Origin of the sequence: Accumulibacter sp. (assembly GCF_029255145.1) — a bacterium.
In the GTDB taxonomy this organism is placed as follows: Bacteria; Pseudomonadota; Gammaproteobacteria; order Burkholderiales; family Rhodocyclaceae; genus Accumulibacter.
Genome location: NZ_JAPUVQ010000031.1, coordinates 1 through 16,330 on the forward strand (window position 1 = coordinate 1; position 16,330 = coordinate 16,330).

At 67.1% G+C, this 16,330-nt stretch carries 14 protein-coding genes and 1 pseudogene; 7 read left to right on the forward strand and 8 right to left on the reverse strand.

Annotated elements, in window-relative coordinates; genetic code table 11:
- Positions 1–882 precede the first annotated feature (882 nt).
- The 3 genes from Q1L50_RS03195 to Q1L50_RS03205 all read left to right on the forward strand — a co-directional run bounded on the left by Q1L50_RS03195 (position 883) and on the right by Q1L50_RS03205 (position 2,553).
- Positions 883–1,080: a zf-HC2 domain-containing protein gene (locus Q1L50_RS03195; protein WP_300335849.1), complete on the forward strand. Its 198-nt coding sequence runs from the start codon at positions 883–885 to the stop codon at positions 1,078–1,080.
- Between the two features lie 131 nt (positions 1,081–1,211).
- Positions 1,212–1,913, forward strand: coding sequence for a TIGR04283 family arsenosugar biosynthesis glycosyltransferase (locus tag Q1L50_RS03200; protein ID WP_300335850.1), 702 nt, complete (start codon positions 1,212–1,214; stop codon positions 1,911–1,913).
- Positions 1,888–2,553: a TIGR04282 family arsenosugar biosynthesis glycosyltransferase gene (locus tag Q1L50_RS03205; RefSeq protein ID WP_300335851.1), complete on the forward strand. Its 666-nt coding sequence runs from the start codon at positions 1,888–1,890 to the stop codon at positions 2,551–2,553. The genes Q1L50_RS03200 and Q1L50_RS03205 overlap by 26 nt, the downstream gene beginning before the upstream one ends.
- An 85-nt stretch (positions 2,554–2,638) precedes the next feature.
- Here the strand turns inward: Q1L50_RS03205 and Q1L50_RS03210 are convergent, their stop codons facing one another.
- On the reverse strand, positions 2,639–3,529 hold the full coding sequence (locus tag Q1L50_RS03210) for a Tim44-like domain-containing protein (protein WP_300335852.1): 891 nt from the start codon (positions 3,527–3,529) through the stop codon (positions 2,639–2,641).
- Positions 3,530–3,697: 168 nt separating this feature from the next.
- Positions 3,698–4,709: pseudogene (gene nhaR / locus Q1L50_RS03215) on the reverse strand (transcriptional activator NhaR).
- Positions 4,710–4,820: 111 nt separating this feature from the next.
- Here nhaR and Q1L50_RS03220 point away from each other — a divergent pair.
- The 4 genes from Q1L50_RS03220 (at position 4,821) to glp (ending at position 8,621) form a co-directional block, all read left to right on the forward strand.
- The gene (locus tag Q1L50_RS03220; protein ID WP_300335853.1) at positions 4,821–5,216 is read left to right on the forward strand and encodes an HPF/RaiA family ribosome-associated protein; all 396 of its coding nucleotides are present in this window, start codon (positions 4,821–4,823) and stop codon (positions 5,214–5,216) included.
- A 25-nt stretch (positions 5,217–5,241) separates the two neighbouring features.
- Entirely contained in the window at positions 5,242–5,925 is a 684-nt protein-coding gene (locus Q1L50_RS03225; RefSeq protein WP_300335854.1) for a Bax inhibitor-1/YccA family protein, read from the forward strand.
- Between the two features lie 242 nt (positions 5,926–6,167).
- On the forward strand, positions 6,168–7,247 hold the full coding sequence (moaA, locus tag Q1L50_RS03230) for a GTP 3',8-cyclase MoaA (RefSeq protein WP_300335856.1): 1,080 nt from the start codon (positions 6,168–6,170) through the stop codon (positions 7,245–7,247).
- A gap of 102 nt (positions 7,248–7,349) precedes the next feature.
- A complete protein-coding gene (gene glp, locus Q1L50_RS03235) occupies positions 7,350–8,621 on the forward strand; it encodes a gephyrin-like molybdotransferase Glp (protein WP_300335858.1) in 1,272 nt (423 codons plus the stop codon).
- Between the two features lie 147 nt (positions 8,622–8,768).
- On the opposite strand, the gene Q1L50_RS03240 is transcribed toward glp, so the two are convergent.
- The 6 genes from Q1L50_RS03240 to Q1L50_RS03265 form a co-directional block, all read right to left on the reverse strand.
- Positions 8,769–9,881 (reverse strand): lipocalin-like domain-containing protein, encoded by a 1,113-nt coding sequence (locus tag Q1L50_RS03240; protein WP_300335860.1) that lies wholly within the window; start codon positions 9,879–9,881, stop codon positions 8,769–8,771.
- A 20-nt stretch (positions 9,882–9,901) separates the two neighbouring features.
- The gene (locus Q1L50_RS03245) at positions 9,902–12,442 is read right to left on the reverse strand and encodes an FtsX-like permease family protein (protein WP_300335862.1); all 2,541 of its coding nucleotides are present in this window, start codon (positions 12,440–12,442) and stop codon (positions 9,902–9,904) included.
- Positions 12,439–13,077 (reverse strand): ABC transporter ATP-binding protein, encoded by a 639-nt coding sequence (locus tag Q1L50_RS03250; protein ID WP_300335949.1) that lies wholly within the window; start codon positions 13,075–13,077, stop codon positions 12,439–12,441. Before Q1L50_RS03250 ends, Q1L50_RS03245 begins: the two co-directional genes overlap by 4 nt.
- Positions 13,078–13,133: 56 nt before the next feature.
- Positions 13,134–14,468 carry an HD domain-containing phosphohydrolase gene (locus tag Q1L50_RS03255; RefSeq protein ID WP_300335863.1) on the reverse strand — a complete coding sequence of 445 codons (1,335 nt, stop codon included), beginning with the start codon at positions 14,466–14,468 and terminating at the stop codon, positions 13,134–13,136.
- Positions 14,469–14,576: 108 nt separating this feature from the next.
- Complete coding sequence (locus tag Q1L50_RS03260; RefSeq protein WP_300335864.1) at positions 14,577–15,785, reverse strand: lytic murein transglycosylase; 1,209 nt, start codon at positions 15,783–15,785, stop codon at positions 14,577–14,579.
- Between the two features lie 94 nt (positions 15,786–15,879).
- Positions 15,880–16,269 (reverse strand): hypothetical protein, encoded by a 390-nt coding sequence (locus Q1L50_RS03265; protein WP_300335865.1) that lies wholly within the window; start codon positions 16,267–16,269, stop codon positions 15,880–15,882.
- Positions 16,270–16,330 lie beyond the last annotated feature (61 nt).

Genomic DNA, 16,330 nt, shown 5'->3' on the forward strand with positions numbered 1-16,330 from the left:
GCCGCGCTCCTCGAGGAACTCACCCTGCAAGATTTCCCGCATCCGGAAACCGGGGCAAGAATGACCTTCGCCCTCGTCTAAAGTGCCAACCGGGTTTCCTCCGAGATCAGGAAATCTGAAGTTGAAGGCGGGAGACGGTGGGTGCCAGAATCGAAGTTGCCTGAAGGCGACAAGTCGCCAACGGCCCTCTTAATGTGTGCGCTCGATGGCAGCAATCCGGGGTACGAGTCGGTTCAGCGGGTCACGTTAGCTTGCGGGGTCAAGCCGCCAAGACTTTGCGCGACCTCTACTCACCGTTTCCCGACCTGAGCAAAAAAGGGGGGCAGTTTTCGTCAGCGTTGAGGCCAAGAAGGTGCTTGATACAGGTGCCTTCGATGCGGGTGGTAAAGCGGCTGCCGATTTCCGGCGCCAGTTGCGGCGTGATCTGGTTGCCCAGGAAAGTCGCTACCTGCTCGGCCTTGACCGAGAAGATCGCCTGCCGAGAGAGTTCCTCGTAGAGCGGCTTGTTGATCTTTCGCTCCGGCCGCTGGCAACGGGAGCACCCGTAGCGGCAACCAAGCGGCTGAAGCCTCCGGCACCGAGTGCACTTTGATGAACGTGGCGAACATCCAGGCCGTAATGCACACCCGCTTGTAAGGATTGCCGAGCGTACGCGACTGATCGAACAGGTCACGGATATGTGCCGCCGCCGGGACCATTTCATTAACCGCTCGGCGCACGCGGCCGCGTTGGTCGCGTGTCGGCCGAATTTGACGCTCCTTGATGCTGGCTGAGCGGCAGGGATGCAGGAGGATTATCGTTGGCTCTGAATTCACTGCTCCCGGTCCGTGTAGCTGGCGACCGCGAGGCGCGTAATGTTCTACGGTGGTACGGAGGCCGCACATGTTGACCTGCCGAGAGGTTACGTTACTCCTGTCACAAGCTCAGGATCGAAGGTTGAGCACCGTGCAAGGCGTGCGATTGCATCTGCATCTGGCGATCTGCAAGGGTTGCGCAAACTTCGGGAAACAAATGGACTATCTGCGTCAGGCATGCCGGCTGTTCGTCGCCGAGTCCCCGGGGAATGACCCTGCCGCTTAGTCGCTATCGCATGCGGCCGCCGGCCAGGCGTGCCGACCGGGTTCGGTTCGCCAAAATCGGCGGGCCGAACCCGCCGATGCTGTTGCGCACCGATGCGGCGCGCTTAATCCCACTTGATGGCAGTGGACAGCTTGATCGACCCTCCCTTTCTTTCGCTGATCCTGCCGGTGCTGAATGAGGCTGCGACGGTGTCGGCGCAGTTGGCTGCGCTGCAGGGTCTGCGCGCGCGTGGCGCCGAGGTGCTGGTGGTCGATGGCGGCAGCGCCGACGGGACGCCGGATCTGGCCCGGCCCGGCCTGGACCGGTTGATCGACTCGCCGCGCGGCCGCGCACTTCAGATGAACGCCGGCGCCAACGCCAGCCGGGGTCAGGTGCTGCTCTTCCTGCACGCCGATACCGCGCTGCCGGCGACGGCTGATCAACTGATCCGGCAGGCGACCGCAGCCGGGGCGTCCTGGGGACGCTTCGATGTGCGTATCGATGGTCACCACCCGCTGCTGCGTGTCGTCGAAAGAATGATGAACTGGCGCTCGCGGCTGACCGGGATTGCCACCGGCGACCAGGCGATTTTCGTTCGCCGCGATGTTTTCGCAGCGGTTGGCGGCTATCCGGAACTGCCCTTGATGGAGGATATCGCCTTGTCGAAGCGGCTCAAGCGGGTCGGGCCGCCGGCGTGCCTGCGCGAATGCGTGCGAACTTCAGGGCGACGCTGGGAGAAGCACGGCGTCTTGCGCACCATCGTCCTGATGTGGTGCCTGCGGGCGAGCTATTTCCTGGGTGCCGACCCGCAGCGGCTGGCAATTCGCTATGGTTATCGTCCCCGCCAGCCCTGAGCCGCCCGCGATCGCCGTCTTTGCACGGCCGCCGCTGGCCGGTGCGGCCAAGACGCGCCTGATTCCGGTGCTGGGCGCGGCCGCGGCTGCCCGATTGCAGCGGCGGCTGACCCTGCACGCGCTGGCCGTGGCCAAACGGTCTGCGGTCGGTAGCGTCACCCTGTGGGCAGCGCCAGATGGCCAGCAACGCTTCTTCCGCGCACTGCGGCGGCGCTGCGGCGTCGATCTGCGGGGGCAGTCCGGAGACGACCTTGGCCAACGCATGGCGGCAGCCTTCGCCGCGCATGCTGGCCCCCTGCTGCTGATTGGTAGCGACTGTCCCGCGTTGACCGAGGCGCATCTGGCGGCTGCCGCCAGCGCACTGGTCGACGAGCGCCATGCCGGCAACGACGCGGTATTCATACCGGCCGAAGACGGCGGCTACGTGCTGGTCGGCCTGCGCCACCCACAACCGCAGCTCTTTGAACGAATTGCCTGGGGAAGCGAGCGGGTCATGACGCAGACGCGACAGCGCTTGTCGGAGCATGGACTGCGCTGGGTCGAACTGCCAACCCTGTGGGACCTCGATCGGCCCGCCGATCTGGCGCGCCTGGTGACGCTCGCCGGGTTCGCCGGATGGGCGGGGGTGCATGTCGGGTGAGCAGTGGAGGAAATCAAGTCTGCGCCGACGCGGGTCAGCGAGCGCAGGCACCAGCGGCGTTCGGCCTCTGATGCCTGCCAGCAAGTCAAGTCAGTTGCTGGATGCCGGCCAGCACCCAGCCGCCCTTGCCGTCACGCGGCTTGACCAGGTGCCAGAACTCGTCTACCGCCTCCGCTGCGGCCTCCTTGTCTTCGCGAACCAGACCGGTGAAGCGCACGCTGACCACGTAGCGGCTTGCCTCTTCGACGACCTCGAGTACCGCTGCTTCAATGGTCACGACATCCGTTTCCTGCACGGCGTCGCCGCGCTCGGCGATGTTCATCCGGATCTCGGCAAACATCTCCGGGGTCGTGAATTCGCGAATGTCGTCGAGATTGCCGGCGTCGTTGGCGGCTTGCAGACGGATGAAGCTGACCTTGGCATTGCGCACGAAGCTGTCTACATCGAAGTCGGCCGGGATCGTGCCAGCGGTGGTGCCAGCGGCAGTGCCGGGTGCCGCGAGGCCGGAGGCCGCCATCGCCGGTTCCTCGCCGCGCCGTGCCATCGGCGCCTGTTCGGTCGTTGCTGCGGCGTACTGCAAGCCTCCCGCACCGGCCATGGCGGGTGCTCGGGCGGCGGCGCGGCGGCGCATCACCAAGCCGACCACCACCATGACGGCCAGCACCAGCAGGCCGATCATCAGCAGGGAAGCCAGTTCCTCGCCGAAACCGAAGTGGGAAGCCAGCGCCGCCAGGCCCAGACCGGCGGCGAGGCCAGCGAGCGGGCCCATCCACGAACGCTTGGCCTGGGCGGCTGGTGCGGCGGCCGGTTGCGCCTTGGCGGCGGCGGGCGGCGCCGCCTTGTCGGCGGAGACCGATTCGCGCTGCATGCCGGAGGATTTGCCGGCGCCGAAGCGCTTGCTGGCGGCCTCCGCGTCGCCGGTTACCAGGGTGAAGCCGAGAGCCAGGATGGCGGTCAGCAGCGATAGGGTTTTCATGCTTGTCTCCTGCACACACGAGTTGGGAGTGGTCGACAATAGAGGTGCAGAGATGCCTTAAAAAGCAGAATTATTTATGTCAAGACTTCCAAAAAACAGAACTATGCCAAAGCTTCGGCCGGCCCTTGGCGTTGGCTGGCGTGGCAGCACGCTCCTTGCTGCTGGCGATCAGCCCTTCTGCTTCGCCGTCCGGGAGCGCCCAAGCGAGCGCAGCGGAGTCGCGGCGCTTGGTGATTGCTCGTGATCACTCGCGCTGCCGGGCATGGGCCCCCGCGTCGCAGCGCCAAAAACCTCATCGCGTGCCACCTGGATGATGGCGACGATCGCCGGGTGGCTCAGACGGCGCTCGGTGGTAATTGCGAAAAGCTGTTCGGCGATGCTCTCGATCCGACCGACGGCACGCACGCGATACTGTTCGCTGACGTAGGCGGCGATCGCTGTCGGCGCGACGAACAGTCCGGCTCCAGCCTGTCCGAAGGACTTGATCAGCGCGCTGTCGTCGAACTCGCCAATGATTCGGGGATGCAGGCGACGGGCCTCGAACCATTGTTCGAGACGTGACCGGATGGCGACGTCGTCGCCGGGCATCAGGAACGGTGCGCCGTTGAGCAGTGCCGGAAAAGTCCCCTTCAGCGACGGCAGCAGCGTAGCGGCCCCGAAAACCGTCAGATCGCTTTCGCCAAGCGGGTGGCTGTGGCAAGCGCACATTCAGATTTGCCGGCATCGAGCGGTCGGCGATGACCATGTCGAGGCGATGCACAGCAAGATCCGCTAACAGGCCGGTCAGACGCCCTTCACGGCAAACGAGGCGCACCGTTTCCGGGAGGTGCAGTACGGGTTCGACAAGGCGGTGCGCGACCGACTTGGGCACCGAGTCGGCAATGCCGACGGCGAAGCGCAGCGACTTCGTCGCTGTCTGGTCACGGGCAACCTCGAGCAGTTCATCGCCGAGCGCGAAGATCTCCTCGGCGTAGCTCAGGATGCGTCGGCCAGCTTCGGTGACTTCCAGGCCGCGACCCGCGCGGCGAAACAACTCGACCTCCAGTGACTCTTCCAACTCACGCAACTGGCCGCTGATCGCCTGCGGTGTCAGGTGCAGTTGTTCGCAGGCGCGCGCAATGGAGCCGGACTTGGCGACCATCCAAAAGTACCTGAGGTGTTTGAAGTTGAGTGTGGGCATGCCCGTCTCAAAACAACAAAAGTGGAAGTAATTTGACAGTATATACGATTTGTCGGATGTCTTTCCCTGTCCTAGACTGTCCGTTCCGATTCACTCAGGAGGAGAACGTTGATGCAGATCCTTACGCAGGCCAGAGGGTTCGATCTTACGACAGAGGTCCGCGAACACATCGAGCGGCGCCTGCGTTTCGCCTTCGATCGTGCGCATCCGTATGTCAACAGGATTTCCATCGTCCTTTCCGACGTCAACGGACCGCGCGGCGGCGAGGACAAGAGTTGCCGCATCCGGGTGAGCGTCGTGGGCGCCGCTGACGTGCTGATTGACGATTGCCAGAGCGATATCTCCGTCGCCATCGACCGGGCGGTCGACCGCGCCGGGCGGACGCTGGCTCGCCGGTTGGCGCGGCAGCGCGAATACCAGCATGGCTACCCCGATGATCGCCGCACGGCAATTTCAGCGAACGCCGTCGCAGGCGAAGTCGCCTGCCAGGCCGTCCCACAGCTTTGATGGCTGACCATTACAGGAGTTCACAATGAATACCTTCGACAATCAAGCCCCGACGACCATCGACCACGCCAGGGCCGCGCCGGCAACCGCCGCCAACACGGTGATCCGCAACACCTACCTGCTGCTGTCGATGACCCTGCTGTTCGCGGCGTTTACCGCCGGCGCTGCGGTGGCACTGAAATTGCCGCATCCGGGCCTGATCGTGACGCTGCTCGGCTACTTCGGACTGCTGTTCGTCACCAACCGGCTCAGGAACAGCGGCTGGGGAGTGGCGTCGGTGTTCGCGCTGACGGGATTCATGGGCTATACGCTGGGGCCGATCGTCGGTCACTATCTCGGTTTGCCGAACGGCGGCCAGACGGTGATGATGGCCATGGCCGGCACGGCCGCGATCTTCCTATCGCTATCGGGCTATGCGCTGACGACCCGCAAGGACTTCAGCTTCATCGGCGGCTTCCTGATGGTCGGCATCGTGCTCGCTTTCCTCACCGGGCTGGCGGCGATCTTCTTCGATATTCCGGCGCTGTCGCTGACCGTCTCCGCAGCCTTCGTGCTGCTGATGTCGGGCTTGATCCTGTACGAGACCTCGAACATCATTCACGGCGGGGAAACCAACTACGTGATGGCGACGGTGACCCTGTTCGTTGCCATCTTCAACCTTTTTACCAGTCTGCTGCACCTGCTGGGCTTTACCAACAGCAGTGATTGACCGGCACCAAGGGCCGGCAGCTTGCTGGCGCCGCCGATGGGCGCGGTGTGACCGCTCAGGGCGGCGCTGCTCTGCTGGTCCCTCAGTTGGCATGCTGGCGGCGTGCCGCCGCTGATGAGTACGCGCGCTGCCCTGCTCCCGTACGATGCGCAATGCTTCGGGCCAGCGCGAAGTTCGCTATAATCCACCGCGAACCGTTCTCATTTTCGCTCGTCACCGCCAGGCCCCGGGGAGTCTCTCCGATGCGCAATAAATCACTGACGCCAGCAGCCGTTCCCGACGCTCTGGTCGGCTTCACCCCGCCGACTTCGGCGGCGACCTCGAAACACGCGGACGGGACGCTGGTCGACAAGTATGGGCGGCACGTTACTTACATCCGCCTGTCGATCACCGACCGCTGCGACTTCCGCTGCAGCTACTGCATGGCCGAGGAGATGACTTTCCTGCCACGCGCGCAGGTGCTGACGCTAGAGGAATGCCTGCGTATCGCAAGGACTTTCGTCGATCTCGGCGTTACCAAGGTACGAGTGACCGGCGGCGAGCCGCTGGTTCGACAGAACGTCGTCTGGCTGCTCGAACAGATCGCTGCGTTGCCCGGCCTCAAGGAACTGGTGATCACCACCAATGGCTCACAGCTCGATCGCTTTGCGCCGGCCTTGCGTGCGGCCGGCGTCAAGCGGATCAACGTCAGCCTGGACACGCTGCGCGCCGACCGTTTCCGGGCGATCACCCGCGTCGGCGACCTGGCCAAGGTGCTGCGCGGACTGGATGCGGCTCAGGCAGCCGGCTTCCAGCGCCTCAAGCTGAATGCCGTAATGATGCGCGGCAGCAACGACGACGAACTGGTCGACCTCGTCCAGTTCGCCGTCGATCGCGGCATCGACATCGCCTTGATCGAGGAAATGCCACTGGGCGAAATCGGCCACGGGCGTCAATCGACCTACTTCAGCAGCGAGGAAGCGATGGCTCGGCTCGAACAGCGCTTCGTCCTGCTGCCGTCCACCGAAAGTACCGGCGGGCCGGCTCGCTACTGGCGGATTCCCGGTACGGCGACGCGCGTCGGTTTCATCTCGCCGCACAGCCACAACTTCTGCGAGTCCTGCAACCGCGTACGGATTACCGCCCGTGGTGAACTGTACCCATGCCTGGGTAACAACGATGCCATGGCGCTCTTGCCGTTGCTGCGGGAGCATCCTGCCGACGATGGTCCGCTGCGCGCGGCGATCGTTCGTAGCATGGGCATCAAGGCCAAGGGTCACGACTTCGGCAGCCAGATGGACGCGCCGCAGGTGGTGCGCTTCATGTCGATGACCGGCGGCTGATCGGTCGCCGCTGTTGCCGTTCCGATCCGGCGGGCGCACGGCCTCTGGCGCGTCGGCACCAGTCACCCGTTTAGTCGCAGTCCGCCGCCAAGGTGATCCGACATGAGCCTCACTGCCCGATTCAGTTGCCTGAACGAATACGATCCCGACGCACTTTCGGTCGATCAGGCGCGCACTTTCATCCGCAGCCAGTTGACGCCGGTTGGCACGCACGAACGCCTGGCGTTGCGCAGCGCGCTTGGGCGCGTGCTGGCGAGCGACGTGATCGCTCCATTCAACGTTCCGGCGCACGACAACTCGGCGATGGACGGTTACGCACTGCGCCATGCCGAGCTGTCGTGCAATGGCGCCAGTCGCTTGCTGGTGGTCGGTACGGCGCTGGCCGGCAAGGGGTTTGCGGGCAGCGTCGGCGCTGGTGAGTGCGTGCGGATCATGACCGGCGCGCCGCTGCCGGCGGCGGTCGATACGGTAGTCATCCAGGAAATGGTCCAGGCCGATGGCGCCAGCGTCGTCGTGCCGGCGGGGCAGCGGCGCGGCCAGCACATCCGGCTGGCCGGCGAGGATCTGGCCGCCGGCAAGCCGGCGCTGGTTGCCGGGCGACTGATCCGTCCGGCTGATTTGGGGCTACTGGCGTCGCTGGGTTGCGCCGAAGTCAGCGTCCATCGCCGGCTGCGGGTCGCCTTCTTCTCGACCGGCGACGAGCTGTGCTCGATCGGCACCTCGCTGGCCGACGGCGAGGTTTACGACAGCAACCGCTACACGATCTTCGGGATGCTCGGCCGCCTCGGCTGCGAGGTGCTCGACCTGGGAGTCGTGCGCGATCATCCGGCGACCCTCGAGGCGGCTTTCCGCGAAGCTGCCGCGGCAGCCGACGTGGTGATCACCAGCGGTGGCGTCTCGGTCGGCGAGGCCGATTTCGTCAAGGGACTGATGGCGCAACTCGGCGAGGTGCTGTTCTGGAAGATCGCCATGAAGCCCGGCCGCCCGATGGCCTTCGGCCGCCTCGGTGATGGTGCGCACTCGGCGTGGCTGTTCGGCCTGCCTGGCAACCCGGTGGCGGTGATGGTCACTTTCTACCAGTTTGTCCGTGACGCCCTGTACGCGCTGATGGGCGCCGATCCGCTCCCCGTGGTGCCCCTGCTGCCGGCGGTGTGTACTGCGGCGATCAGGAAGGCGCCCGGCCGCACCGAGTTCCAGCGCGGCATTCTGAGCCAGGTGGACGGCCGGTGGTGCGTTCGCCCGACGGGCGCGCAAGGATCGGGTGTCCTGCGCTCGATGTCGGACGCCAACTGTTTCGTCGTTCTTGAGCACGATCGCGGTCAGGTTGCCGTTGGTGACCAGGTCCAGGTGCAGCTGTTTGACGGACTGGTCTGATGCGCGACCCGGCAGGGCCCATACGGCAGTAGCCTCGGCATGCGAAAACGCATTGCTTTCGTCCGATGGCGTCTCGATCCCCGCCAGCCCCTTGCTCGGCACTTCCCCGAGAAATGCCAGGCCGGGCGTTCGCGGGAGACGCAGTGCCTACATCTGCAGTCTACCGGCGTACCCGGTCATTTCCAGGTAGCCACGGCCTTTCAGGCTGCCTTCGAGATGCACCAGACCCTCCCAATAGACCACCGGCAGCGGCCGGCTGGTCGATAGCTCCTGGTCGTCGAGCACCGGTCGCGTGCGCAGCGCCAGTCCGCCGAGACGGATTTCGAGCTGCACCGGGTAACGTGCGCCGCTGCGCGGCGACGGCCAGTTGCGCAGCGGCGTGAAGCTGACATTGGCGGCGTCGAACTGGCGCACGCGGCCAGCGGCATCGCGCCAGGCGGCGTGTGCGAAAAGCGTCGCTCCCTGCACGTCGCGCATGCGGAAAGCCATCAGTGCGCCACCGTCGTCGAGGTTGATGCCGATCCAGTCCCAGCCAACGGCGGCGGCGCCGAGAATCGCCGTCGACCACTCGTGATCGAACCACGCGCGTCCGCTGGCCCTCTGCCGCTTGCCGTCGAGCACCAGCACGCCATCGACCTGCAGCTGCGGCCAGCTGAAGTAGTAGCTGGCCAGTTCCGGCCCGTGTCCCTTGCGTGAATAGCCGCCATCGCCCTGCAGCAGCAGCGGCTGCGACGGCGTCAGGGTGAAGTCGTAGGAGAATTGCGGACTCTGCATCCGCAGCCTGAAGCCTTCGCCCGCGCCGCGGTTTTCGCGGGCGATCCGCCAGGCGCCGATGTGGACGTCGCAATCGAATTCGGAGAAACCGGCGCCGAGGCCGGCGCGGGCGGCGCGTTCGCCATGCCGCAAGCGGTCGCCGGGTACCGTCAGCGCCGCGTGCGCAAACAGGATCTGGCGCGCGGCGAGCGGCGACTGCAGGCCTTCGGCGGTGCCGGGCCGGCTGCGGAAGAAGGTCAGCTGAAAACCGATGTCGGCCCTGGGTGAGTCCAGCGCGCCGGTGACGTACCACCATTCGGTGCGAAAATCGGGGTGCGCACCGTGGTCGCGGGGGAAGCTCAGTGCCACGCCGCGGCGGACCGCCGGGAAGCTGATCGCTGCGCTGCCCGCTGCGTCCGCCGGCGGGGATGCTGGCACCGCGGTCGGCGCGGCGCGCGCCAGCGCCGGCAGCAGCAGGGGAAGCGAGAGGAAGCGGCGGCGGCGCATCGGGATCGGTCGCGCGGCGCTTACTGGGCGCTGGCCAGGACCTGCGCCACCGGCAGCCGGGTCGCTTGGCGGGCCGCGTAGCGGCTGGCGAGAACCGCAGCCGCCAGGGTAAGCGCCGCGCCGCTGACCACCGTCGGCCAGGGGATGTCCAGCGGCATTCGCCAGTGGAAGGCTTGCGGATTGACGACCTGCGTCAGGATCGCGCCGATCGCGACGCCGCAGGCGAGGCCGAGCAGCAGGCCGATGCTGGCGATCAGCGCCCCTTCGAGGATCACCGCGCGGCGCAGCATCCGGCGGTCGAAGCCGAGCGCGCCGAGCGTCGCCAGTTCGCGTGCGCGCAGCCAGACGCTGGCCGCCAGCGTTACCGCCAGCCCGAACAACCCGATCAGCATCGCCGCCGCTTCCAGCGCGTACGTCACGGCAAAGCTCTTGTCGAAGATCGACAGGCTCAACTGCCGGATCTCGGCGCTGTCGGCGAGTTCGAGCCCGTACTGGTCGGCGTAGGGCGCCAGCCAGGCGCTGGCGACGGCATCCTGTCCGGCGAGCGGCCACAAAGCCAGGTCGGTCGGCTGGAAGTGGCCGCCGAGACGCTGGTAGTCCTCGCGGCTGATCGCCACCGCGCCGAACTGCCTGGCATAGTCGCGCCAGACGCCGCCGATGAACACCTCGACCTGGCGTCCGAGCAAGGGCAGGCTCAGCGTCTGACCGGCTGCCAAGCGGTAAATCTCGTGCAGCGGCTCGCTGATCCAGACCACCGGCATCGCCGCCGGCGGCGCGATCACCGGGCCGGTAAAGGGCAGCCGCGCCGCCGGGTCGTGGCGCTCGATCTCGCGCACCAGCAGGGTGACCTTGGGCCGTTGCGGGTCGATGGTCAGCGAGGCATTGGCCAGCCCCTCGACCCTGGCGAACGGCGTGTCGGGCCGGCCTAGCGCGTCGAGCAGCGCTTGTGGCAGCGGCGTCGCCTTGCTGCGCAGGTAGAGCGGCGCCGGCAGGACGTAATCGAGCCAGTGGTCGACGGCGACGCGGAAGCTGGAGACCATGATCACCATGCTGGCGGTCAGCGCGAAGCTGACGATCAGCCCGCTGGCCGCTACCTGCGCCATCAGTGGCGCTTGCGCGACATTCTGTAGTGCGATCCGCTGCGTCGCCGGCAGGGGAAAGCCGCTGAGCCAGCCGAAAATCACCTGCGTCAGCAGTGGTGCGCTGGCGATGCCGACCCCCAGCACCAGGGCAATCGCCACATAGCCGGCCAGCGGCAAGTCGAACAGCGCTGGCAGTTGCGCCAGCCCGACTGCCGCCACCGCCAGCAGCACCGGCAACAGCAGCAATTTGCTGCGCGCGGCGTCGCCGGCACCGGGACGCTGCGCAAAGCCGGTCTTCAGCGCCTGCGCCAGCGGCTGCATTCGGTTCAGGTACGCCGGGTAGCCGGCGCCGGCGAGGCTGGCCAGGCAGCCCAGCGCCAGAAAGACCAGCGCCGGTGCTGGCGCGGGAACGATCAGCGGCGCGCTGCTGGCGAAGTAGCCGCCGCCCAAATCGCCGCCGAGCAGTTGCGTGAACGCGACCGCCAGCGCGTAGCCGAGCGCCAGCCCGAGAAAAGTGCCCGGAACGCCGATCGCCAGACCTTCGAGCAAGACCTGCAACAGGCGCATCCGCGGCGACAGGCCAAGCACGCCGAGCAGGGCGAACTGCGTCGAGCGCTGCGCCACCGCGGTCAGTTGCGTGGCGAAGACCAGGAAGGCGCCGGTCAGCAGGGCCACCAGCGCCAGCACGTTGAGGTTCACACGGTAGGCGCGCGACAGATTCGAGACGCGCGCGCGGTCGTCGTCGGCGGCGCGAATCAGCAGGCTTGCCGGCAGCCGCTGCGTCAGGTCGGATCGCCAGCTAGCCAGGTCGGTGTCGGGTGCCAGGCGGACGCGGCCCTCGCTGACCGCGCCGGCCGGGCCGAAGTGCGCCTGCACCCAGGCAATGTCGGCGACCAGCAGCAGGTCGTCCGGGCCCGCCGCCGGCAGGTCGCCGGCGATCGTCGTGCGCCAGCGCTGCTCGCCGCGCAGCAGCGTGAGTGCCGCGCCCGGCTGCAGCCCGAGCTTGTCGAGCAGCGCCGGCGACGCGTAGACGCCACCCGCGAAAATGTTGTCCGGCGACGCGCGCTGGTCGTGCCGCGGCATCAGCCCGGGCATCACCGCCGCGGCGCTGAAGACGTCGAGGCCGATCAGCGCCACCGGCGTCGGCGAATGGTCGACGCGCACCCGGGTTTCGATCACCGGCGCGACGACCAGCACCGCCGGGTCGCTGGCGACGGCGTTGATGGTCGCCAGTGGCACGCTGCCGGCGCTGTCGCGGGCGGCAATCACCGCGTCCGGGTCGCCCTGGACACTCTTCATCGCGCGGGCAAAGTCGGCCAGCGCCGCGTCGTTGATCAGGTGGATGGCGTAGCCGAGCGCGACGCCGAGGGCGATCGCCAGCAGCGACAGCAGCGTCGCCGCTCGCCGCGTCCTGAACTGCGCGCGAATCAGCCACCAGGCGAGCGTCGCCAGCGCGCGGCCGCTGCTCGGCGTGCTCATGCCAGGCCGTCCGGGGTCAGCGTCAGGATGCGGTCGCAGCAGTGCGCGACCTGTTGCGAATGGGTGACCACCAGCGCGCTGGCGCGCTGCTCGCGGACCCGTTCGACGAGCAGCGAAAGGACCTCGCTGGCGGTGCGTGGATCGAGGTTGCCGGTCGGTTCGTCGGCCAGAATCAGCGCCGGCTGGTGCACCAGCGCGCGGGCGATCGCCACCCGCTGCAGTTCGCCGCCGGAGAGCGACGCCGGCCAGCGCGGTCCGAAGCCCGCCAGCCCGACGCGTTCGAGCAGCGCTTGCGTCCGCTGGCCGTGCTCGCTCGCGGGAGCGCCGCAGAGCAGCAGCGGGACAGCGATATTCTGCGCCACGGTCAGCGTCGGCAGCACATGAAAGGCCTGGAAAACGAAGCCGATGCGCTGCGCGCGCAGCGCGGCCCGCGCGGTGTCATCGAGGCGGACGATGTCGGTCGCCTGCGGGCCGATGCGGATCGATCCGCCGTCGGCGGTCTCCAGCCCGGCGATGCAGTTCAGCAGGGTGCTCTTGCCGACCCCCGATTCGCCGACCAGGGCGACGATCTCGCCGGCCGCGACGGTGAAGCCGAGGCCGCTGAACAGCGGCCGGCTGGCCATTGCGTAGCGCATCTCGAGGTCGGCCACGGCGAGCATCGCGCTGCCGCTGTTCGCCGTGCGCGCCGCGCTCATGGCTGCGCCGGCAGGTAGGACCAATTGATCTTGCGGCGCGGCAACAGGTAATCGAGTTCCTCGGCCGGGCGCTCCTGGAGTCGCAAGGGTCGCTCGACGGTCAGCGCGCAGTCGCGCGCCAGGTCGACGATGATCGACTGCCGGCGGGGTACTTCCGGCGCGTAGATCAGCACTTTCGGGCTCAGTGGCCTGGCGGCGGGCGCCGATCCAACGACCGCGCCGACCCGGCCGTCGCTGAGTTGCACGATCGACCCCGGCGGATAGACGCCCATCGCGCGCACGAAGAGTTGCAGCAGGGTTCCATCGAAGGACTTCTGCTCGCGCGTCCACATCGTCGACAGAGCTTCCGATGGCGACATCGCGCGGCGATGATCGACCGGATTGACGACGTTGTCGAAGCGGTTGGCAATGGCCACCATCCGCGCCGCCAGGGGAATCGCGCTGCCGCTCTGGCGGTCCGGGAAGCCGCTGCCGTCGAAGCGTTCGTGATGGTGCAGGATCGCGTCGAGCATCGGTTGCGACAGGCTGCCCGCGCGCGCGGCCTGTTCGAAGCCGCAGCGGCAGTGCGTCTGATAAAGGGCTTCCTCGTGCCGGTTTCGTTCGTCGCTGCGCAGGATCGCCGGATTAATCGCCAGCTTGCCGATGTCGTGCAGCAGCGCGCCGATGCCGAGCGCCCGCAGCGCCGCTTCCGGCAGTCCGGCCTGTTTGCCGAGGAGCAGCGCCAGGGTCATCACCGACAGCGAATGCGCGGCGTGCCCGTCGTCGTGCGCCTTCTCGGCGATCAGCACGATGGCGCTGTCGGGGTCGGCGAGCAGTGCCGCGGTCGACTCGGCGCTGACCTCGGCGACCTGTTTGATCGACTCGCGCGGGTTCCTGGCGAAGCCCTTGATCGCCCCGCCGACGGCCCTGGCGGCACTCAGGTAGTGCTGCTGCGCCTTGTCCAGCCGTCCCCTCAGTTCGCCCATGACGCGCGAACGTTCGTGCTTTTCGGCGATACCTGCGGCGGCCAGCGCAGCCAGTCGCTGCTGCTCGGCCGCGCGCTCGACGGCGCCTTGGGCCTGGTGGTCGCCGCCACCGTCGTCGGCGGCCGGTGCCTCGCCGGGCTGCGGCAGCGGTACGGTGCATCGACGCGGGTCACAGAACAGCTGCGGCAGCTTCATCGCCGCGATCAGCTGTACCTGTTCGTCATCGATAATGACAAAAGAGTTGAACATGAACTGGTGCTCGATCCACGGCACCGGCAACCTGACGTGCACCCCGGGACGCAGTTGCGATGCGTCGATGCAGATTTCCCCTTCTAGCGGAGTGACGGCATCCGGAGCTGGCGGCATGTCCTGTTCTTTCGGGCAAAGCGGCGTCATGCGGACGACGCCGGGCAGCCGTTACTATAGGACAGTCTGCCGGGAAATCGCCAGCCGCGTTGCGACCGGCTCCGGCGCTTACTTGCCAGGCGGGTCGGAACGCAAGCTGGTCAGCAGTTTCTGTCCGGGGCGACCGTCGGCGGCCATCCGAAGTCGCTGCTGCTCGGCCTTGATCGCCTCGCGTGATTTCGCGCCGATCATCCCGTCGATTTCGCCGATCGGGTACCCGCGGGCGGCGAGCAGGGTCTGCAGTTCGCGGCGCTCGAGGCGGGACAGACCGGCGTCATCGGTTGGCCATGGCGTGGCGAAGGGCTTGCCGCCCTTGATCCGGTCGGCGAGGTGGGCGATCGCCAGAGCGTAGCTTTCGGCGGCGTTGTAGCCGTAGATCACGTCGAAATTGCGGAAAACCAGGAATGCCGGGCCTTTCGGGCCAGCCGGCAAGAGCAGACCGGCGGCGGCATCCGAGGCGGCGATCGGCTGGCCGTCGGCGCGTCGCAGCCCGCGCCCGGTCCAGTACGAAAGCGGCCGCTTGTCGCGGCGTCCGGAGACGCTGGCGTCGAAGCCGGCCGGCAGGACGACCTCGTAGCCCCAGGGCTGGCCTTCGCGCCAGCCACCCTGGTGCAGAAAGTTGGCGGTCGATGCCAGCGCATCGGGGACGCTGCCCATCAGGTCGCGCTTGCCGTCACCATCGCCATCGACCGCTAGCCGCAGAAAGGTCGATGGCATGAACTGGGTATGGCCGAAGGCCCCCGCCCACGAACCGACCAGGTTCTCGGGCGCGATGTCACCGGCGTCGAGAATCTTCAGCGTACTCAGGAATTCGCCGCTGAAGTACGCCTGTCGGCGTCCAAAGCACGACAGCGTGCCCAGCGAGGTGAGCAGCGGGCGCTTGCCGAAGTTGCGTCCGTAGTTGCTCTCCACACCCCACACGGCGATGATCGTGGCCGGGTCAACCTGGTAGCGCGCGCTGGCCACGGCCAGCGCGTCGGCCCATTTGGCGCGCATTTCGAGTCCATCGGCAACGCGTTCGTCGTCGACCAGGCTGGCCAGATAGTCCCAGATCGGCGTCTGGAATTCGGGCTGATAGTCAAGGAACTCGAGCACGCTAAGGTCGGGCGTCAAGCCGTTGGTCAGTCGATCGAACGATGCCGCGGGAACTCCCTTGGACGTGGCCGCCGAGCGCAGGGTCTTCATGCACGAGGCGAAACGTTCGTTCGGCACAGCTTCCTGGGCAGCGATGGCGCTGGTCATCAGCGCCAGGGACACGGTGAGGCAGGTACATTTCATGGCTGATTTCATGGCTGGCGAGTCATCGGTGGATGATTGAGAAGAGGGTGAGCCGCAGCGCGCGGCGCTGCGGCTCTGGCGGCTCAGGCCGGCGTCAGCCATCGTCGCGCGTCGGGCTCCTGTTCGGCTGCTGGCTGCCGGTCGAGGACTCCGGGGCGACTTCGTCGGCATTGCCGCGGACCACTTCGCCCTCGATCACGCGCCCACCCGGCTGCGGTCGAGACCCCGGCCTGGCTGCCTGCTGCTGCATTTGCTCGGCCAGGTCGCGCAGGTCCCGCGGCAGGTGACGCGTCTTCCACTTCAGGTAGGCGAAGAACAGCAAGCCGACGATCAGCACCACGCCGAGCGCCACCAGCGAGAACATGAAGGCGACGACCAGAACGACGATGCCGGCGGCGATCGTCAGCAGCTTGCCGAAGACCCCGACGGGAGGTGCTGCCAGTTGCCCTCGTGGGGAGCCGGACTGCTCGTGGTCGGTAGTCATCGAATTCCTTGTGATCTAAGCCGTGAGAGGTGTGACATCTGCGCTGCGCGCCTGCAACTGA